The sequence below is a fragment of the Hymenobacter baengnokdamensis genome (assembly GCF_008728635.1).
GTDB lineage: Bacteria > Bacteroidota > Bacteroidia > Cytophagales > Hymenobacteraceae > Hymenobacter > Hymenobacter baengnokdamensis.
Genome location: NZ_CP044285.1, coordinates 1,964,052 through 1,984,446, shown reverse-complemented (window position 1 = coordinate 1,984,446; position 20,395 = coordinate 1,964,052). Strand labels below are relative to the sequence as shown.

General features: G+C 59.3%; 15 protein-coding genes and 1 pseudogene. 4 read left to right on the top strand and 12 right to left on the bottom strand.

Translation table 11 applies throughout. From position 1 onward, the window contains the following. Window positions 1-88 precede the first annotated feature (88 nt). Window positions 89-502 (bottom strand): response regulator, encoded by a 414-nt coding sequence (locus F6X24_RS08440; RefSeq protein ID WP_151087584.1) that lies wholly within the window; start codon window positions 500-502, stop codon window positions 89-91. Between the two features lie 69 nt (window positions 503-571). Next, a pseudogene (locus F6X24_RS08435) lies at window positions 572-1,546 on the bottom strand (PLP-dependent cysteine synthase family protein); the annotation flags it as partial. A 140-nt stretch (window positions 1,547-1,686) separates the two neighbouring features. Here F6X24_RS08435 and sucD point away from each other — a divergent pair. Further along, on the top strand, window positions 1,687-2,568 hold the full coding sequence (sucD, locus tag F6X24_RS08430) for a succinate--CoA ligase subunit alpha (protein WP_151087582.1): 882 nt from the start codon (window positions 1,687-1,689) through the stop codon (window positions 2,566-2,568). Between the two features lie 1,042 nt (window positions 2,569-3,610). On the opposite strand, the gene F6X24_RS08425 is transcribed toward sucD, so the two are convergent. Further along, window positions 3,611-4,495 (bottom strand): DUF2231 domain-containing protein, encoded by an 885-nt coding sequence (locus F6X24_RS08425; protein WP_151087581.1) that lies wholly within the window; start codon window positions 4,493-4,495, stop codon window positions 3,611-3,613. A gap of 515 nt (window positions 4,496-5,010) precedes the next feature. Here F6X24_RS08425 and F6X24_RS08420 point away from each other — a divergent pair. Continuing rightward, a complete protein-coding gene (locus F6X24_RS08420) occupies window positions 5,011-6,411 on the top strand; it encodes a mercuric reductase (protein ID WP_151087580.1) in 1,401 nt (466 codons plus the stop codon). A 57-nt stretch (window positions 6,412-6,468) separates the two neighbouring features. Here the strand turns inward: F6X24_RS08420 and F6X24_RS08415 are convergent, their stop codons facing one another. Both F6X24_RS08415 and F6X24_RS08410 read right to left on the bottom strand, forming a co-directional pair. Next, the gene (locus tag F6X24_RS08415; protein WP_151087579.1) at window positions 6,469-6,996 is read right to left on the bottom strand and encodes a gliding motility lipoprotein GldH; all 528 of its coding nucleotides are present in this window, start codon (window positions 6,994-6,996) and stop codon (window positions 6,469-6,471) included. A 6-nt stretch (window positions 6,997-7,002) separates the two neighbouring features. Next, a complete protein-coding gene (locus F6X24_RS08410; RefSeq protein ID WP_191906516.1) occupies window positions 7,003-8,652 on the bottom strand; it encodes a PSP1 domain-containing protein in 1,650 nt (549 codons plus the stop codon). Between the two features lie 577 nt (window positions 8,653-9,229). Here F6X24_RS08410 and F6X24_RS08405 point away from each other — a divergent pair. Next, window positions 9,230-10,030 (top strand): M57 family metalloprotease, encoded by an 801-nt coding sequence (locus tag F6X24_RS08405; RefSeq protein WP_151087578.1) that lies wholly within the window; start codon window positions 9,230-9,232, stop codon window positions 10,028-10,030. Window positions 10,031-10,386: 356 nt separating this feature from the next. Here F6X24_RS08405 and F6X24_RS08400 read toward each other — a convergent pair whose 3' ends face one another. From F6X24_RS08400 to rsfS, 7 genes are all read right to left on the bottom strand, one after another. Then, window positions 10,387-12,969 carry a S8 family serine peptidase gene (locus F6X24_RS08400; RefSeq protein WP_191906515.1) on the bottom strand — a complete coding sequence of 861 codons (2,583 nt, stop codon included), beginning with the start codon at window positions 12,967-12,969 and terminating at the stop codon, window positions 10,387-10,389. Between the two features lie 190 nt (window positions 12,970-13,159). Beyond that, window positions 13,160-14,323: a zinc-dependent alcohol dehydrogenase gene (locus F6X24_RS08395; RefSeq protein WP_151087576.1), complete on the bottom strand. Its 1,164-nt coding sequence runs from the start codon at window positions 14,321-14,323 to the stop codon at window positions 13,160-13,162. A gap of 189 nt (window positions 14,324-14,512) precedes the next feature. After that, window positions 14,513-15,379 (bottom strand): hypothetical protein, encoded by an 867-nt coding sequence (locus F6X24_RS08390; protein ID WP_151087575.1) that lies wholly within the window; start codon window positions 15,377-15,379, stop codon window positions 14,513-14,515. Between the two features lie 106 nt (window positions 15,380-15,485). Beyond that, a complete protein-coding gene (locus tag F6X24_RS08385) occupies window positions 15,486-16,277 on the bottom strand; it encodes a UDP-2,3-diacylglucosamine diphosphatase (protein WP_151087574.1) in 792 nt (263 codons plus the stop codon). After that, window positions 16,255-16,917, bottom strand: a complete 663-nt coding sequence (locus F6X24_RS08380) for a LutC/YkgG family protein (RefSeq protein WP_151087573.1) — start codon at window positions 16,915-16,917, stop codon at window positions 16,255-16,257. Before F6X24_RS08380 ends, F6X24_RS08385 begins: the two co-directional genes overlap by 23 nt. 83 nt (window positions 16,918-17,000) lie before the next feature. Continuing rightward, window positions 17,001-19,073, bottom strand: coding sequence for an ATP-dependent zinc metalloprotease FtsH (ftsH, locus tag F6X24_RS08375; protein ID WP_151087572.1), 2,073 nt, complete (start codon window positions 19,071-19,073; stop codon window positions 17,001-17,003). A gap of 94 nt (window positions 19,074-19,167) precedes the next feature. Continuing rightward, complete coding sequence (gene rsfS / locus F6X24_RS08370; protein WP_151087571.1) at window positions 19,168-19,560, bottom strand: ribosome silencing factor; 393 nt, start codon at window positions 19,558-19,560, stop codon at window positions 19,168-19,170. Between the two features lie 48 nt (window positions 19,561-19,608). Here rsfS and F6X24_RS08365 point away from each other — a divergent pair, with 48 nt between their 5' ends. Continuing rightward, the gene (locus F6X24_RS08365; RefSeq protein ID WP_317132524.1) at window positions 19,609-20,367 is read left to right on the top strand and encodes a biotin--[acetyl-CoA-carboxylase] ligase; all 759 of its coding nucleotides are present in this window, start codon (window positions 19,609-19,611) and stop codon (window positions 20,365-20,367) included. The last annotated feature ends 28 nt before the right edge of the window (window positions 20,368-20,395 follow it).

Genomic DNA, 20,395 nt, shown 5'->3' with positions numbered 1-20,395 from the left:
TATACCAATCAAGCCGGTAGCCTCCACCAAAAAGGCCGTTCTGCCAAGCAGAACGGCCTTTTTTTTGTGGGCAGTGAAGTTTCTATACTTAGCTTACGCTGTTTGCAAAGCGCTTGGCGAGCAGGCGCTGCATTTTTTCTTCGGTCAGGGGTTTGGTGAGGTACTCCACGTTGGGGTACTGGGCCACGCGGGCGGTGTCGGCGGCGTGCATCGAAGTAGTCAGCACCGCTACCACCGTGCGCTCCTGCGTTTCGGCGGGCAGCTGGCTGTAGCGCTCCAGAAAATCGAAGCCACTCATGCCCGGCATTTTCAGGTCGACAAAAACCAGGTCGGGGGTAATTTCGGGGTGCTTATCGCCCCACAAAAAATGCGAGGCTTCGTCAGCCTTTGTGAAGGAGCTGACCTGCCGGGCCACACCCAAGCGACTTAGCAATCTATTATTCAGAAAGCTCGTCGTCTCGTTATCCTCTATCAGCACAATATGATTGAGTGCGTCGGTCATACAGCATCTTAAATTTAAGTCTACGAAGATACCCCGGCCCTTCGCTTTAGCAAGCCAAGCGCGGGGCTAGAGCCAGCCCTGCGCCGCCATCCACTCGTCGTTATATATCTTACCCAGGTAGCGCGTGCCGTGGTCGGGCAGGATAATCACCATCGTGTCGGCTTCGGTAAGATGCTCACGGGCATACGCTAAAGCCCCAAATACAGCCGAGCCACAGCTCCAGCCCACAAACAAGCCTTCTTCCTTGGCCAAGCGGCGCGTCATTAGGGCCGCGTCTTTATCCGATACTTTAATAAATTGGTCGATAACGTCGAAGTCCACGTTTTTGGGCAGAATATCTTCGCCGATACCCTCCGTTTTATAGGGATATATCTCATTCTGGTCAAATATTCCGGTTTCTTTATATTTCTTGAATACCGAGCCGTAGGTATCGAGGCCCAGCGTAAAAATGCGGGGATTCTGCTCTTTCAGGTACTTGCTGGTGCCGCAGATGGTGCCGCCCGTGCCCACGCCGGCCGCAAAGTGGGTGATTTTACCCTCGGTACCGGCCCATATTTCGGGGCCGGTAGCCTCGTAATGCGCCGCAGTGTTCGAAAGGTTGTCGTACTGGTTGGGGTAGAACGAGTTGGGCGTTTCCTTATTCAGGCGCCGGGCCACTGAGTAATAGCTGCGTGGGTCGTCGGGGGCTACATCGACGGGGCAGACGACCACCTCGGCGCCCACGGCCCGCAGGATATCCTGCTTTTCCTTGCTTTGCTTATCGCTCATCACAAACACCGTTTTGTAGCCTTTGGCGATGGCGGCCAGCGCCAGGCCCATGCCGGTGTTGCCGCTCGTGCCCTCGATAATGGTGCCGCCGGGCTTCAGCAGGCCCGCCTTTTCGGCATCTTCAATCATGCGCAGCGCCATGCGGTCTTTTACCGAGTTGCCGGGGTTAAAATACTCTACCTTAGCCAGTATAGTACCTTTTATCCCTTCCGTGACTTTGTTAAGCTTCACAAGCGGCGTATTGCCGAGGGTATCAATAATATGGTTGAAATACATGCTAGGTGGTGGGAGGGGAAATAAAGAGGCAATGAGCCCACAAAGGTAAGAAGCCGGGCGGCCGGGCCCGACCGTGTGCGTAATGCCCGCCCCGGCCCTACTTTTGCCCCAATTAATTCCTCCCAACAAGTTAGCCGCCCATGAGCGTTCTCGTCAACAAAGATTCCAAGGTTATCGTGCAGGGCTTCACCGGCTCCGAAGGCTCGTTCCACGCCCAGCAAATGATGGATTACGGCACCCAGGTAGTCGGCGGCGTAACGCCCGGCAAGGGCGGCACCGAGCACCTCGGCCGGCCCGTGTTCAACACCGTGGCCGATGCCGTAGCCGCTACCCAGGCCGATACCAGCATCATTTTCGTGCCCCCGGCTTTTGCGGCCGATGCCATTCTGGAGGCTGCCCAGGCCGGTATTAAAGTAATCGTGACCATCACCGAGGGCATTCCGACCAAGGACATGATTGCCGTGAAGCACTACCTCAAGGACCGCCCCGGCATTACGATGGTGGGCCCCAACTGCCCCGGCGTTATCACGGCCGGCGAGTGCAAAGTGGGCATCATGCCCGGCTTTATTTTCCAGAAAGGCCGCGTGGGCATCGTCTCGAAGTCGGGCACGCTGACCTACGAGGCGGTTGACCAGCTCACCAAAGCCGGCCTGGGCCAGACCACGGCCATCGGCATCGGCGGCGACCCCATCATCGGTACCACCACCAAGCAAGCCGTGGAATTGCTGATGAATGACCCCGAAACCGAAGGTATCGTGATGATTGGCGAAATCGGCGGCGGCATGGAAGCCGAAGCCGCCCGCTGGATTAAGGAAACCGGCAACAAGAAGCCCGTCGTGGGCTTCATCGCCGGCCAGACGGCTCCTCCCGGCCGCCGCATGGGCCACGCCGGTGCCATCGTGGGCGGGGCAGATGACACGGCCGCCGCTAAAATGGCTATCATGCGCGAGTGCGGCATCCACGTCGTGGATTCGCCCGCCGAGATTGGCGATACCATGCTGCGCGTGCTGGGCAGCAAGTAATATTTGCCTTTAAGAAGCTGAAGAAGCCGCTGCTTACCTTAGCAGCGGCTTTTTTATCTACTTATGCTTAAAGTCAGCTTACTAGCGCTAGGGCTAGGCAGTTTTACTGTCCCTCTGCGGGCCCAGGTAGTATCCGCTTCGTTACCAGTTGATAGTTTACGCAACCAATTAGCAAAGCCATCGGGCAAACTCAGGCGCGGCTTTTTTTGGGCGGCAAGCCCAGGAGCAAGCTATGCTTTACACTTTTATGCTCCTGTAGATGGCCAGCGCGTTCTTACTGGGGTTAGGGTCTACTTACAGGCTTTTGGACGTGATACTGCCAGGGGTAAAATACGGGTACGCCTAGCCAGCGTAACCGATACTGGCGCGCCAGCTGATGATGACCTAGCACCTACCCAACTGGTCTTAACTGAGCCCGTACTACAGGCAGCAACAAAGCCGCTGCTACTTACTTGGGCAAGCAAGTCGGTGCCGGTGCCTAATAAAGGTTTTTTTATCGTGCTCGAAGGCTTGGGTAACACGCCCGATGAATACACTACCGACTCACCGGCAACTGCTCATTCCATTTGCGCGGACTGCTATACAATAGGCCAGCGTAATGCTCCTAACGCCCCCTTGCGTATACTGCCAGCATCGAGTGTCCCTAAAATACTGGCGGCAAAACCATCGGCTCTTCCGGTTAACTACTGGATGCGGGGCGGCCACCTTGCCACTTGGCAGCCCTTCCCAACTAGTAAGGAAGTGCCCTTAGTGGAGGTACTATTTGAATAGCATAACGCGGATTTTACCAACGAGCGGGGATTCTTATCGAAAATCTATCGCCCGCCGTGCGTTTCGCATGGTATCGTTACCAACAGTATATCTACTATGCGGTGGCTAATGCCCGGTCAGCAAGTTTTTTGAAAGCAAGTAATAGCGAGCAATGCTTTTTACCGCAGACTATGTACACAAAAAAGCTCCGACTTATATCGGAGCTTTTTTGTACTACAGAACTTAGTCCGTAAATTATATGCACCAGCCAGCGCTAAGTACTTCAGGCGCTTTACGCACGGGCCAGGCGCACTTCGATTTGCCCGTTTTGCACGCGCACCTCGAAGCTGGGCTGCGGCTCGGTGGCGGGGCCGGCCAGCACGCAGCCATCTTTTAGGGAGAATACCGAGCCGTGCCACGGGCAGCGCACGCTGCAATCGGGCAGCAGCGTGCCTTCGGAAAGCGGGCCGCCCAGGTGCGAGCAGGTGTGCGCGATGGCAAAAATCTCCCCGTTCTTGCGGGCCAGCAGCACCGGCACGCTGCCGGCTTCAACGCGCCGCATGGTATTTTCGGCCAAGTCGGCATCGGGCAGCACGCCGACGAACTCACTCGGGTATTCGACTGAGGTGGCCGTGTGGTCTACGCCTACCTGCTCACCATAGACCAGGTGCCCGCCGAGGTAAGCCGAAGCCGACACCACACCATAGCCCAGCAGCGACAAGCCAATGGCCGCGCCGCGCGAATTTTGCTGCCGCCGCAATAGATAGGAAGTAGTATAAAGCGCCGTAGCCCCAATGTTCAGCAGGCCGTGCATCAAGCCAAGCTTGCGCTTTTTCTTGGTGGTGCCCGTCCAGTCGGTCAGGCCGGTTATGGCTGCCCCTACTGCGCCAACCAGGCCGATAATAATTGCCGCATCGGCACCCGGCGCCAGCTTGCGCTGGCCGCACAGCGACAAGCCATCCAGTACGGCAGCCGTCGTCCAGGCCCCAATGGGCACATCCGTAATTATTGGGTGCAGTGGATGGCCGAGCCAGGTACCATGCAGAAAATTCTTGATTTTCTGCCCTGCTTCGCCACCAGCTTCAAATGCCTGTATCACAGCGGGCTGAATAGCATCGCCGGCCGTGCCCAGCCAGTCTTGCCGGGTTATGGTATTCAGTATGGTTTCCTGCGTCATGGAGTGCTGGTCTAGGTTAGTGAACTATGAAATGAGGCGGTGAGGAAGCCGGCTTCTGCACCAGAAAGCTGAAGTACCGACTGGCTACGCCTCACGCCGAACCGTCATATTCCTGTACGCCGTACCTTCCGGCAGGTTGTGCCGGCCGCCTGGCTCCTGCTGAAGAGCCGCAAGACTATTCTTCACAGGTGTTTTCTAAGGTTGTGTTGGAAAGAATGAGCTAACAATTGCCGCAGACTAATGGGTCAGCTATTTATATGGCACTGCGTACCAGCAGGTGATTCAGCGGCCCGGCTATTACCAGGAGTAAGCTGGTGCGGCAGTCATTTCCTGTAAAATTGAAACTCATACGCAATAGTATAATCAGGTTTCCGGAAGCTTAGCTGGTAAGTGAGAGGCCCTGCAATATTAGCCAGATGCTATTTATGAGCGAAGCATTGCAGGCAGCCCGTTCACCTCCTCACGTTTTGCGTAACAGCGGCGGTAATACTCTACCGATACTCTCGCCTTTTCCTATGTCCGATTACTCATGTGATGCGCTTATTATTGGTTCGGGCCAGGCCGGCAATCCGCTGGCCCGCGCACTGGCCGAAGCCGGCCGCACCGTAGTGCTGGTAGAAGAAGCACAGCTGGGCGGCTCCTGCCTCAACTACGGCTGCGTACCAACCAAAACCCTGATAGCCTCGGCCAGGCGAATGCACGATGTGCGCACGGCCGCCGGGCTGGGCGTGCAGCTGGATGGCAGCGCCCGGCTGGATATGCCGGCCGTTATCGCCCGCAAGAATGCCTTGTTAGCCACGTCACGCCACAGCCTGCGCGAGTCGCTGGCACCGACGCACGACAACATTCGGGTGCTGCACGGGCACGCTGCCTTCACCGCGCCGCACCGGGTGCGGGTGCAGGAAACCCCGGAGAAAGTCAGTACTATTAGCGCCCGGCAGATTTTTATCAATACCGGTACCCGCGCCGCCGTCCCCGACATTGCGGGCCTGGCCGAAGCCGGCTTTCTGACGACCACCGAGCTGCTCGACTTGCAGGAGCTACCCGAGCACCTGCTTATAGTGGGCGGGGGCTATATCGGCCTGGAATTCGGGCAAATGTTTCGGCGCTTCGGTAGCCGCGTGAGCATTATCGAAACCGGTGGGCAGGTGCTGGAGCACGAAGACGGCGACGTATGCGAGGCGTTGCAGCAAGCGCTCACCCACGAAGGCGTGGAGTTTAGTATGCACGCCGATACCCGGCACGTTTCGCGCAACGCGGCCGGGCAGTACACCCTGACAATCAGCACCGCGCACGGCGAGCGCCGGCTGCATGGCACCCACCTGCTGGTAGCTACCGGCCGCCAGCCCAACTCCGACCACCTCGGCCTGGAGCTGGCCGGCGTCAAGACCGACAAGGACGGGTATATTCAGGTAAACAGCCGGCTCGAAACCAATGTGCGCGGTATTTTTGCGCTGGGCGATGTGCACGGCGGGCCGCAGTTTACGCACCTGAGCTACGACGATTTTCGGGTGGTGCGCAACAACCTGCTGCACCAGGGCCCGCACCGCTCGGCCCGGCAGCGCCCCCTGCCCTACTGCGTGTTTACCGACCCCGCCCTCGGGCGCATTGGCCTGAGCGAGAAGCAGGCCAGGGAACAAGGCATTGCCTACCGACTGGGCAAGCTGCCCGTGCGCCACATCAGCCGCGCCCAGCAAACGGGCCAGCTCACGGGCTTTTGGAAGGTGCTGGTAGGCCCCGACGACCGCCTGCTCGGGGCCGCCATCGTAGGGCCCGAAGCCGGCGAAATAATGACCATGCTGCAAATTGCCATGATGGGCCGCCTCCGTTATCAGCAGCTGGAGGAGATGGTCATCGCGCACCCCGTATGGGCCGAGGGGCTAAATGTGCTGTGGAAGGAAATGAAAGCCGTTTGAGTAAGGAAAGTGCTGTCGCTTTGCTTGTTCTATCGAACAGTGCTCTCACTATTCCCGCTATTTTATTTTCGCTACGCGCACGCCTACGGCCATAATACCCGGCAGCTGGTTTTGGCGCATATACTGCTCCAGGGTTAGCTTGTAGGCTCCCGGCCTGGCAAAGTGCTGCTGCTTTAGGGCCAGAAACTGGTGGTCGAAGATATCGCCGGTGCCCGCGCCCAGCGGCTCGCCGGTTTTGGGGTTCATCAGGATAAGCTGGTGCAATAGCGCGGGGCCGACGGGCCGGCCATCGGGGCCGGTGAGCGTATGCTTGAGGTAGAGGTTATAAAACCCATAGCCGGCGGCATTACGCACGTTAAAAAAAACATTGTAGCGCGCTGTGGTATCGGCTATGGTGAATGTGAAGGCCGGGCGCTGCTGCACGTCCCACACATACGCGTCGCCGGTGGGCGATTTCAGGTCCACGTTTTCCTCATACACGCGGTTGGGGTCGCAGGCGCTAAGGCTGGCCAGGCCGGCCAATGCCAGCAGGGCCCACCCATTGCGGCGGCCTCTGCTGGTGGCAGAAGCAAGAGAGAGCTGCATAAAAGCTTAAGAGGCGCTTGGGGGAGTAGAAGAAGCTGAAGTACTACCTGCTTCGCCTCGCCGGCCGCTGCCACCCCGTCGGCCCCGGCTACGGCCACCCTGCCCGCCTTCGGGGCGGGGCTGGTCGCTGCCTTCGCGGGGCGGGCGCGGGCTTTGCTGGCCCGCGGAGGGGTCGTTGCGGCGCGGGCGAGGCTCCTGCTCAAGGCGAGAGCCAGCGCCTTCGCCACCTTCCCGATTGCGGCCGCCCCGGCGGTTGAGTGGCCTAGCCGCCGCCCCGCGCCGACCCCGCGGCTCGGGCTGGGACTCGGCCGGCAGCGGAGCGGCGCCGGGGGCTGCGTCGACCCGAGGCGTGGGGGTTGGGCTCTCGGGTCGTGGCGGCCGCGGGCTGCCTTCAGCGCGCGCCGAGCGGCTGCCTTCAGGACGCTCGCGACGGCGCGGCTCGCGGCTTTCGCGGGGTTCCCGGGGCTCAGCCGCCGTAGCAGCGGCGCTGGCTTCGGGAGTGCTGGTGGGGCGCTCGCTGCGGTCTTTGCGCTTGCGCTTGCCACGCTTGCTGCCAGCTTTTATCTGGTCGTCGAGGCGGTCGAGCTCGCCTTCCATCAGAGTCGAAACGGCGGGAGCAACCTCCTCTTCCTGGCGCGGAGCCAGCAGGGTATCGGGCTTTTCGCCGCGCTTGTTCATTTCCAGCACTTCGCGCACGCGCTCAGCGCTCAGCATCACCCAGTTGTTGTCGCCTTTAAAGGCAAACCACATGCGCTTGCGAAAGATGTCGGTTTTCTGTAAAAACGCCTCGCCCGTAGCCACTTGCAGCGGGCGCTGCACCTGCGGAATATCTTTTAGCGCATCGAGGTAGGCATCCAGCTCATAATTGAGGCAGCACTTGAGGCGACCGCACTGGCCGGCCAGCTTTTGGGGGTTGAGACTCAGGTTCTGGTAGCGGGCGGCAGTGGTGCTCACCGCTTTAAAGTCGGTAAGCCAGGTAGAGCAGCATAGCTCGCGCCCGCACACCCCGATGCCGCCGATGCGGCCGGCTTCCTGGCGCAGCGATATCTGGCGCATCTCTACCCGCACCCGAAACTCATCGGCCAGCCGCCGGATAAGCTCCCGAAAGTCAACCCGGTCTTCGGCCGAATAATAGAAGAGCGCCCGCGTACGGTCGGCCTGGTACTCAACGTCGGAGAGCTTCATCTTGAGGCGCAGCTCGTCCACAACCGCGCGGGCCCGGAACATGGTACCGTTTTCGAGGTCGCGCACGGCCTGCCAGCGCTCCTCATCATCGGGGGTAGCCACGCGCAGAATGGGGCGAATGTCGCGCGAGTCGGTCGGCACTTTCTTCTTGCGCATTTGCAGGCGCACCAGCTCGCCCTTGAGCGAGACGTGGCCCAGGTGCCAGCCCGAGCCGGCGGCCTCTACTACCACCGCATCGCCGGTAACCAGCGGCAGAAATTTATCGTTGCGAAAAAACTCTTTGCGCCCGCCCTTAAAGCGAACTTCCACGCAGTCGAACCCGCGAAAGTCGCTGGGCATATCTACGTCGGCGAGCCAGTCGAATACATTAAGCCGGGTACAGCCGCCCGAAGAGCAGCCGCCTTTGGAGCCGCAGCCACCCACCTTACTGGTAGAGCAGCCGCCGCCGGATGAACAAGTAGCACAAGCCATGAGGCTGAATTATCTATAGATGAGGCGGCCACGCCAGGGAGGCCGCACGAAAGGGGGAACTTAGCAAAGATAACCCATTCGGCAAGGCGAAAAGTTTGGAAAGAAACCACCGCTCGCTGTTCAACACGGCTGCTTAGGGCCAGATACGGCGGCTGTCGGCGCCCACCTACGCTCAGTTTCGAGCAATTCGTACCCAGAGCCGCTTCCAAATCCGGGCACTGGGCGGCCGACCGGCAGCCCACCCCAGCCAAGCTGTACCCGGACCTGAAATTTGCACTCGTTGTTGCCCAGAGTGGCCAGCTCTTCCCGGCCGAACGTGAAACGGCGGCTACTCTGGGCAAGCTGGGCGGGGACGTTAATTATTGGTATTTATTAACTGTTTTATATACAAAAAATTTCTTTTATTTCAACTGAATGCGCAATGTTATAAAAAATCTTCTTATAGCATATTAGCAACAATGTTACGCAAACGTGTAACATTTAGGCATTTGTTTAGCTACCAATTGCGGAATAAAAAATCCTTTTCACATTTGGGCACAATTTTCATTTTCTTTTCACCCTTTTCCAAACCAAACCAATGTTCAAATTTTCCGCACTACTGGTCATGGGCGCTGCTCTCACGCTCGCCGGCTGCCAGAAATCACAGGATGTGGCTACCCAGCCCACTCAAATTACCCCTGAGGTAACTGCCCAGGTAAAAGCCCTGGGCTTTGGTACCGGCGACCTCCGGGCTGTCGAAGGTGGCTATGTGGTAGAAGGCGATATCCTGCTCACGCCCCAGGTGCTGGCTGGCGGGACCGACTATAAGATGCTACGCGTGGGCGCTGATGAGCAGTACCGCACCACCAACCTGGTTACCGGCCTGCCCCGTACCCTCACCGTGAGTTTGTCGACCCAGTTCCCGTCGGCCTACGTAACGGCCGTTGACGAGGCCATCCGTCGCTACAACGCAGCTAATCTGCAGTTGCACTTTACCCGGATTACCTCGGGCACGGCCGACCTGCCCGTTAAGTACTCTTCGAACCTGGGACCGGGCGTTCTGGGCCAGTCGGGCGGCTTCCCAAGCGGCGGCAATCCTGCACCGGGCTTCACGCTGGTACCCAGCGTGATTAACAGTACGAATACTAACTACATCGCCACCATCATGGCGCACGAGATGGGGCACTGCATCGGTTTCCGCCACACCGACTACATGAACCGGGCGTACAGTTGCGGGGGCAGCGCCTCGAATGAAGGAGCCAGCGGCGTAGGAGCCATTCTTATTCCCGGCACGCCCTCGGCCGCCGACCCCAATTCCTGGATGCTGGCCTGCGTAGGCAACGGCGTAAACCGGCCATTCAACACCAACGACGTAACGGCGCTGAACTACTTGTACTAAGCTTCCCCGCTTAGGCTGCTAAAGCCCCGGCCTGCTCAGCAGGCCGGGGCTTTACTTTTACCAGTAGCTGGTATAAGCATTCACTCAATAATGCATAATATTTATATTAAACAATAATATTATTATTTACCAGCGTGATTTCCAAGTCAGTGTAGGGGGCGGGCTGCTGGTTTTTAGCCGGCTGTCCGCTCGTCGTTCACGCTATTTGTTCATCTAACGAGCGGACAGCCGGCAGCCCGCCCAGAATACTGCCCAATTCGACTTCCTAAATAGCTTCAATTAAAATAAGGTCGTCATGACGACCTTATTTTAAAATTCTTGACAAGTATAATAATATATTCTCTCATAATTAACTGTTATTCAACAAGTATCACCCGCCGGGTGAGCGCGGTGCTACCGGCTGGAGCAGCCCGTAGCAGATACACGCCCGGACGCAGGCCGGCCGTAGCCACCAGGTTGAGGGCCCCGTTGACGGTGGCCGTGCGTACCAGGCGGCCCAGGGCATCGTAGAGGCTGATTTGCAGCTCCGCACCGGGCTCGCCGGCCACCTGCAGGTCTTGCCCTACCAGGGCTGGTATCGGAAACACCAGCAGCTCGTGGCGGCGCACCAGCTGCACCGTTACCGTATCGCTGTAAAACTGCTGCCCGCTTGCATCCTGCCCCAGAATACGGTATTGATTGAGGCCCGTGGAGGCGCCGAGGTCGGTAAAAAGGGTAGTGAGCCGCGTCACGGGCAGCAGCGTCTGGACTGGCTGAAAGCCGCCCGGCCCAAGGCGCTGGAGCTGCACCGACTGCAAGTGATAAAGACTACCCAGCACCAGCGATAAGCGCGCGGTATCCGCAATGGGCTGCTGTGCCAGAAACGAGCGGATGTAGCAGCTAATTCCTGCTTCGAACAGGTTGGCAGTGGCTCCGCGCTCGGCTAGTTTGCCACCTAGCACGGGGGCCACTGCAAAATAAGGGCCCGCATTCTGGCTGGGCACTATACTCAACAGGGTATCGGCTATGAGCCTGAAGGGCTCCAGAGCCGTCGCACCCAGCCGATACACCTGGTACTGCGCAGCCCCCGGCGTAGCGGGCCACGTCAGGAGCGTAGCGGCGGGGCAGATGTAGCCGACGTGTAGCGGCAGCGGCCGGGCCAGCGCAAAAGTATCAGACACAACTACCTGGCTGCCAAACACCCAGCGAACCTGCGCCAGTGTGGCAGTATCAGGCGCAACCCAGCTGTAGGTGCGCTGGCTCAGGTCGACGCCCGCCGCCAGGGTGCGCCAGCTGGCCTGCCCTACTGGGCGGTAGTCGAGGCGACCAGCAGCGGGCGGGCCGGCCCAGGCCCAGCGCAATAGCGTGGGCTGGTCCGGCCGCACATCAAGCAAGCTGCTGGGTACCACCCATTCCAGGCCGGGAGCTGTCACTTCGTAGGCCAGGCTGAACGCCTGCGGACTGCTGGGCACGGCGTAGCCACGCACCCGTAGCTGATAGGTACCCGCCGTGGGCTGCTCGATAGTTACCTGCTCTACATTGTTGAGGTGGTCGGCGCCCCGGCGGGCGGGCATCGCCAGCGAGTCGAGGCTGGGATAAGCGCTAAGCGTCCAGGGCAGCCACTGCGTGCTGCCCGGCCCCTGCACCGCCAGGTCGAGGTCGTTGACGAGTGCCTTAGTGGCGTTGGCTGCTGCCTCAGGGTCGGTCCAGACCAGCGTCACTTTCAGCTGCGCCGTACCTGGCGGTACAGGAAGGCTAATGACCTGCTCCTGGCTTTGCGCCACGGTGCCAAAGCGGTAGCGGCCTTCCAACACCGTTCGCACGGCCCCCAAGGCATCAAGCTGGCCAAAGCCCGACACAAAATCGACTTGCGGCCGGCCCACATCGTCGGCACTGTTGATGAGCGCCGCCTTTACCAAAGCGGCGGGTGGCAAGGTGCCACCCTGGCTATCGCGGTACGCCTGCTGCACGAGCAAGGCGGCCCCCGACCCCAACGCGGACGCATCGGACGAGCCCGCGTCGCCATACGCCACCAGCTCGGGCTTGATGCGGCCATCGTAGGCCGGCCCGCGCGAGCTGAGCGCCGCCACCTGGCCCAGCGCATCGGTAGCGCCAACGGCCAGCGAATTTTTCGACATCTTAAACTGGCCGGTAAGATTGTCCACGGCCACCAACCCCTTGTACAAGCCGTCGGAACTGGCGGCGGTGCCTGAATTTCCCGACGAAAAAACGTGTAGCAGCGTGGGCAGCTGGCGCGTCTGCTGGTCGTAGCCCAGGGCTTCGAGGCCGTAATAATTTTCGATACCCGTACCGTAGGAATGATTTTGCACGCTCACGCCCAGCTTGATAAGCTCATCGTTGGCATCGGGCAGCAGGTTGGAATAGGACGACGACGCAATAGCCGCCTGCCGGGCGGCTCCCTCCCCCGCCGGCCCCGAGTTGCCGCCGCCCGCAATAAGCGTGGCCATAATGCTGGCGTGCGCCGAGGCGATAACCGTGCCGGCCGGTGTATTCAACAAGCGCCCCCGAAAGTCGAGGTCAGTAGCATCCAAGGGGTTTTCCTTGATGCTTACCGTCAGGCCCTGGCCGGTCAGCGCCGGGTAGTGACGCTGCACGGCTCGCAGGCCGTTCACGGTCAGGTCGGCCCCATTGAGCAGGCGCTCGTCGTGGGCCACGCGGTCGGGCACATCTATAAACTCAACCAACGGCGAGGCGGCCAAAGCAGCCAACTGCTTCACCGTTATATGCCTGACTGTTAGCGTAGTTTCGCCAATCGGGCCCCAACCAAGCTGCATTTCAGGCTGCGACTGCTTTGCCCACTGCCAGAAGGCCGCCGCATCGCGCACCCGCAGGCGTACCGCCTGGTGGCCAGGGCTACGCTGAATGGCAGCCGCCACCCTGGGAGCCAGCTTACTGTCGGCAACCTGCCCCAGCACTGGCGAGGTACTTAGCAAAATCACCCTAGCCAGCGCAAGAAGCCAGACAACGCTACGCTGAACGTATTTTTTCGGCATTAATGCAAGTAAAACGTATCTTCTGTACTCTAGTATCTATTCGCACTAACAAGATACGCAAGAGCTGAAAAAAAGCCCGGCTGCTTACTTCATTTTCAGTGTAAGCAACCGGGCTAAATAGTATCAATTACCTATATTACTCGCCGGGCTTGAGCACTACTTTCACGCAGTTATCCTTTTTGTGACGGAAGATGTCGTAGCCGTGCGCAGCTTGGCTTAGGGGCAGGCGGTGCGAGATAATATCATCAAGCACTACTTCGCCTTTAATAATGTGCTGCAACAGCTTGTCGATGTGCCGATGGGCCGGAGCCTGACCACCTACCAGCTTAATGCCTTTATCAAAAAACTGCCCGACCGGGAAGTTATCGTTGGTCGTCACGTACACGCCCAGCACCGACACTACGCCGCCGCGCCGCACCGCGCTCATGCAGGTTTCCAGCACCTTAGGCGAGCCTTTTTCAAGATTGATAACGGCCTTGGCGCGGTCGATTAGGTCGCGGTCGGGCTCAAAGCCCACGCAATCGACGCAGACGTCGGCCCCCCGACCTTCGCTCATGTCGCGAATCAGCTGCACTACCTGGTCGTGGCTTTCCCACAGAATGGTTTCGCAGCGCGTGGTTTCTTTGGCCTTATCGAGTCGATACTGCTGCGTATCAATGATAACCACGCGGGCGGCACCGCGCAGCCAGGCGCTTTTAGCAGCCATAATACCTACCGGACCAGCGCCGAAAATAGCAATAAACTCGCCGCCCCGCACCTCGGCCCAGTCGATACCGGAATAGCCGGTGGGGAAGATATCAGTCAGGAACAATACCTGCTCATCGCTCAGGAAATCAGGCACTTTACGCGGCCCAAAGTCGGCGTAGGGCACCCGCACGTACTCGGCCTGGCCGCCGTCGTAGCCACCGTAGAGGTCGGTATAGCCGAAAAGCGCGCCGCCTTTCTGGGTCATCAGGCCCCCCTCGGGGCCATAGTGCTCGGGGTTAGAGTTTTCGCAGTGGCCGGGCAGCGCGTGGTTGCAAAAAAAACAGGTGCCGCAGGCCACCGGAAAGGGTACTACCACGCGGTCGCCCCGCTTGAGGTTGCCCACGCCGCGGCCTACTTCTTCCACAATGCCCATGAACTCGTGCCCAAGCACCATGGGCGAGGTAGGCAGGCTGCCGTTGTAGATGTGCAGGTCGGACCCGCAGATGGCCGTGCTGGTTACGCGAATGATGGCATCGCGCGAGTCTTTCAGCTTGGGGTCGTCAACTGTATCGACGCTAACGTTGCGCGGGCCGTGAAACACTAAGGCTTTCATGTGGAAAAGGGAAAAGGAATGGATTACTTGCCTGGATTAACGGCCGGCCGCCCACCTGGTTACATGCTCCCTGCCCTTTCTTCACTTCTGCAACGTGGCTACAACCGCGCGGCCCGCGAGCCACATTAGCCCGATAATCTGCACTATTTTTTAGCGCTACTGTCTCATTATGAACGGACTCTTACGCTATCATAGCTGATAGATACTAATGCCCTTACTGGTGATGAAATAAGCAAACTGGTCACCAAGCAGTATCTGGCGCACGCTTGTTGCATCAAGGCCGGCCGGCAGCGGCTGGGTGCGTTCAGTAAGGCTGTAAAGGTGAAAGAAGTGTAGTTCTCCGCCGCTGATGTATACCAGCTCATCGCCCCGAAACGTGATAAAATCGAGGCCGGTAAAGGGCAGCTTCTTGCGATAGTTGCCGAGGTTATCGAACACGAAGATGCCGCTGGTGTGGTCCACGAGGTACACGTTGTTCTGGTACTGGCGCAGAAAGCGGAAGTCAGGCCGGCTATGGCCGATAATGAGGTCGAGCGGTGTATTCTGCACCACGCGCAGCGCCTGAGGGTCAAACTCGCGGAGTGTCAGCGTACTTTCATCGAGCAGCCAGAGCAAGCCGTCGGGGGCCAGCGTAGCCGTGCGGATGGTGCCGTCGATATAGTCGGCCAGTCGTATCTCGCTAAGCGGCGCCAGAAAGCGGTCGAGCAGCAGCACCTGCTGGCGGTCGTCGTAAAAAACCAGCAGGCTATTCTGGTTCCAGGCTTCTACCACGGCCACATGGCCGGGTTGCGTGGGCGAATAGGTATTGAGCGGCTGCCCGTCGCGGGCCAGCTGCCGAAGATTATTGTCCTGGTCGGCCAGGTAAAGCGTGCCGCGCCGGTCGAGTGAGGCCGCGCCGGGGCCGGGCAGCGTCAGGGTTTTCACGAGCGTCCAGGTGCCCGGCGCGGGAGCCAGTACGCTGGCAGCCGGAGCTTTGGTAGCGGGAGCTGTTTCAACCGGCGCCACGCGGCCGGCCGGAGCCACCGAGGCAGCCCCAGGCACGGTTTGCGCCTGCACGAACCCGGAAGGCAGAACCAGCAATGAAGAGGCCGCAGCCACGAGGCGCGTCAATGCTCCAAGCCTGCTCTCCTTTATTGCTGCCGGGGTCTTCCACATGCTTACTTCAACCCGTAAACTCCTGCAAAACCATCGTACTGCCATCATACACGCCATACGAGCAATAATTGACCCATTCGCCGAGGTTAATATAGCGGCTGCCCGGGCCTACGGCCACATCGAGCGGCAGGTGGCGATGGCCAAACACGTAATAGTCGTGGTGCTGGCGCTTTTCGAGCTCGCGGCAATGCACGAGCAGCCATTCATCTTCCCCAAAATAGGTAGCGTCGGCCGCGCCGTTCTGGATGCGCGAATGCCGGCTCCAGCTATTGGCAATGCCAATGCCAAGGTTGGGGTGCAGGCGGGCAAACAGCCACTGCGTAAAGCGCGAGTTAAATACGGGCTTCATGAGGCGCTTGTAGGCAAAGTCGCCCGGCCCCAGGCCGTCGCCGTGGCCAATGTGAAACAGCTGCGTACCCATGCGCTGCGACACCGGCTCGCGCAGAATGGGAATGCCCATTTCCTGGGTAAAATAGCCAAACATCCACATGTCGTGGTTGCCGGTAAAGAGGGTAATGGGCAGCCCGGCATCCGTCAGCTCGGCCAGCTTGCCCTGCAAGCGGCTAAACCCCCGGGGAATAGCGTGTCTGTACTCAAACCAAAAGTCGAATATATCTCCCAAAAGGTATATTGCTGCGGCATCCTGGGCGGCCATATCGAGCCAGCGTACAATGCGGCGCTCCCGCTCGCGGGAAGTGGCGGCATCGGGCGCACCCAGATGAAAATCGGAGGCGAAATACACGCGCTGCCCCGGTGCCATTGCCAGCGGTGGCAGCTCAGGCAATGTTTTCGGCGTCATCTTCCAGTAAGAATAAGCTGAGCCGACGCGGACCGTGGGCCCCCAGCACCAGGGTTTTTTCAATGTCGGCCGTGCGGCTGGGGCCCGTAGTGAGCGATAACATAGAGGGCAGCGCAGCGCCGTAGCGAGCCTGCACGGTACGCAGCGCGTCGCCGATTTCGGCCACTACCTGGCTTGGGCGGGCCACTACAATATGCTGGTCGGGGTAGATGCTAAGGCGCCGGCCGCTGGCTGAAGCGGGTGTTACGACCAGGCTGCCCGTGCGGGCTACCAGCGCCTCACAGGACGTAAGGCCCACGGCGGCCTGCGCTTTAAAATCAGTTTCTGTGGCCTGAAACGGCACCTGGGCGGTGCTAAGCAGTGCCTGCATAGCTGGCTCCCACACGTAAAACTGCTGGCCGGCCGGCAGGTGCCCGGCCAGCCAGGTACGCAACTCACTGCCGAGCTGCGCCAGGCTTTCGCAGTAAAAAAACTCGCCCCCGATACGCCGAAAATTGTTCGCAAACGTCACGGCCAGGTCGGCGGCCGGCAGCGGCGGATGCACCGGCGCGGCCCAATCGGGCACCGGTGGCGCCGGGGCCGGCCCGGCGGCCAGGGCCGCACGGATACGGCTCAGCAATTTATCGCGCGATGAAAGCATAAGGCAAAGGTAACAGCCACCAAAAAGGCCAGCCTTGCGGCTGGCCTTTTTAACACGGATATTGAATAAATATAGATAAAAACCTATACTATTTCGGGCTCATTGAGGCCGGGCAGGTGCGGCTCGGGCGTGTCTTGGCCTAAGGGCAGGCCGGGATGCTCCTGCTTGAGGTCGCTCAGGGTTTCGGAGCGGTCGGTGCCGGCCATGTGCGCCTGATAGGTGGTCTGCTCATCGAAGGGGCGCTTGCCCACGAGGCGCTCCAGGTCGTCTTGCAGCAGCACCTCTTTTTCCAGCAGCTCCTTGGCTACTACTTCCAGCTCGTGGCGGCGCTCTATCAGCAATTCCTTGGTGCGGATATACGCCTGCTCGATAATGTGGCGGATTTCTTCGTCCATGAGCTGCGCCGTAGCTTCCGAGTAAGGCTTCGAGAAGCCATACTCATTCTGGCCCTTCGAGTCGTAGTACGACACATTGCCGAGCTTCGAGTTCATACCGTAGATAGCCACCATCGACTGCGCCGTTTTGGTAATGCGCTCGAGGTCGCTGAGCGCGCCGGTCGAGATTTTGCCAAATACGATTTCTTCCGCAGCGCGCCCGCCCAGCGTCATGCACATCTCGTCGGTCATCTGCTCTACGTTGTACAGAAACTGCTCGCGGGGCAGGTATTGGGCATAGCCCAGCGCCGCTACGCCGCGCGGCACAATGCTTACTTTCACCAGCGGGTCGGCGTGCTCCAGAAACCAGCCGGCAATGGCGTGGCCGGCTTCGTGGTAGGCCACAATCCGCTTTTCCTGGGGGCTGATAATCTTATTCTTCTTCTCAAGGCCCCCGATTACGCGGTCAATGGCATCGGTAAAGTCCTGATTCGTAATAAATTTTTTATCACGGCGCGCCGCAATTAGGGCGGCTTCGTTGCAGACGTTGGCAATTTCGGCGCCCGCAAAGCCCGGCGTTTGGGCCGATAGTCGCTTGGCATCCACATCGGGGCCCAGGGTGAGGGGCTTGAGGTGCACGTTGAAAATCTCCGTGCGGCCGTTGATATCGGGCTTGTCAATACTAATCTGCCGGTCGAAGCGGCCGGGGCGCAGCAGGGCTGAGTCCAAGGTATCGGGCCGGTTGGTAGCCGCCAGAATGATAACGCCCGAGTCGGTGCCGAAACCATCCATTTCTACCAGCAGCGAGTTCAGGGTATTTTCGCGCTCGTCGTTGCCGCCGGGCATCGAGCCCTTGCTCCGCGAGCGGCCCACGGCGTCAATCTCATCAATAAAGATGATGCACGGCGCTTTGGCCTTGGCTTGCTTGAACAGGTCGCGCACCCGGGCCGCGCCCACGCCCACAAACATCTCGACGAAGTCGGAGCCCGAGAGCGAGAAGAACGGCACATCGGCCTCGCCGGCTACGGCTTTGGCCAGCAGGGTTTTGCCAGTACCGGGAGGTCCGACGAGCAAAGCGCCTTTTGGAATCTTACCGCCTAATATAGTGAATTTACTAGGGTTCTTCAGAAACTCCACAATCTCCTGCACTTCTTCTTTTGCTTCTTCCAGACCGGCTACGTCCTTAAACGTAATCTTCACTTTATCACCGCCTTCAAAAAGCGCCGCGCGGCTCTTGCCAATGTTAAAAATCTGGCCGCCGGGGCCACCCGCGCTGCTCATGCGGCGCATGAGGAACACGAACAGGATAATGCTGAGAATAATCAGCCCGTAGCTGCTCACAATGTCGAGCAGGCCTACGCGGTCCACGGGGTCGAGGCGCAGGCGCTGCTCGGCCGGCTTGTTGGCCTGCAGCTTATCGAGCTGCTCCTGGAAATACTTCGCGTCGAAAATCGGGAAGTAGTACTGCGCGCCCCGGTCGGCAAACGGCCCGCGGTGCGCCGTAAGCTCGCGCTGATACTCAGGCTTCTGCAGAGCAGCCGGCGTGAGGCCAACCTCTACGGTTTTCGAGTTGACGAGCGACACATCGTGTACATCGCCCGCGGCCAGCATCTGCTCAAACTTCTGCTGATTGATTTTAATAGCGGCGTTCTGATTGTTAAACCAGAACATCCCGATAAAGAGCACCAGTAGCCCCGCCATCACCCAGAGCTGTACTCCCGGCCGGGGCGTGGGATTAGGCAGCGTGGGCTTGCGGCGTTTAGTGGGCGTCGTATCAGACATAAAAATTAACTTAGTTTAATGGACTTGAAAGCAACCGCGCCAGACCAGCGTTGTTGGCAACGCTACCCGCAGACGCGGCTGGCAGCCCGATACTTTAGTGCCGGGCCACGTCGGCCGTATCTTCGATATGCGTAATCTCGGCATCGCCCCACAGCTCTTCCAGGGCGTAAAACTGCCGGCGGTCGCGCAGGAAAACGTGAACGACAACGTCGACGTAATCCAACAATATCCACTCGCGATTGGTGCGGCCTTCGCTTTGCCAGGGGGCCTGGCCGGTCACTTTCTCTACTTCCTCTTCTACGGAGCGAGCCAGGGCGTCGAGCTGGGTATCGGAAGAAGCCGAGCAGATGATAAAATAATCGGCCACCGCATTTTTCAACTCTTTTAGGTTGAGAACTACAATGTCCATTCCTTTGCGGTCCTGGAGGCCGCGAACGGCTACGTCTGCCAATGTGTCCGAATCCTGTCGAACCAAGGTGCTCTTCATAGAGTAAGTTTACGTTTTTACCTAGCTAATATACGACTGCTAACCTCCGTGGTCATCAGCCCAACTACCTTATTCACGGGTCAGCAGCTTATCTGGCTGCCCGCCTGCCCTTCCACTAACTCCGAAGCGCAGCAACTGCTGCGCGAAAACCGGGCCAGTGAAGGATGTACCGTCATAACGGACGACCAGTTTGCCGGCCGCGGCCAACGTGGCAACCAGTGGCTGGCCGCGCCGGGCGAAAACCTGACGCTTTCCATCGTGTGGCTGCCCACGTTTCTCGACGCCAGCCAGCAGTTTTTGCTGAGCCAGGCCGTGGCGCTGGGCGTGTACGACTGGGCCGCAACGCTGCTTCAGCCCTCGCCGCAGCTGCGGCTGAAGTGGCCCAACGACCTGTATTTCGGAACCCAGAAGTTTGGGGGAATTCTCATTGAGAACAGCCTGAGCGGCGCAAAGATTCAGTCCAGCGTTGTCGGGATTGGGTTAAATGTGAATCAGCGGCACTTCGCCGTGCCCACGGCTACCTCGCTGGGCGTGCTCACGGGCCGCTACTTTCAGCGCGAGCAGTTGGCGGCCCGCCTGCTTGAGTGCCTGGAGCGGCGCTACTTGCAGCTGCGGGCCGGCCAGGTGGGTGAGGTGCGGCGGGCCTACCTGGCGGCGCTCTACCGCTATCAGGAATGGCACGACTACGAGGTGGCTGGCCGCCGCGTGCGGGGCCGGATTGTGGGCGTGGATACCGATGGCCGGCTGGCTGTGGAAATAGGTGGCGAGGTGCAGCGCTTTGCCTTACAAGAAATCAAGTACCTGTAAGACACAGCACGAACTGCGCTACATTCGC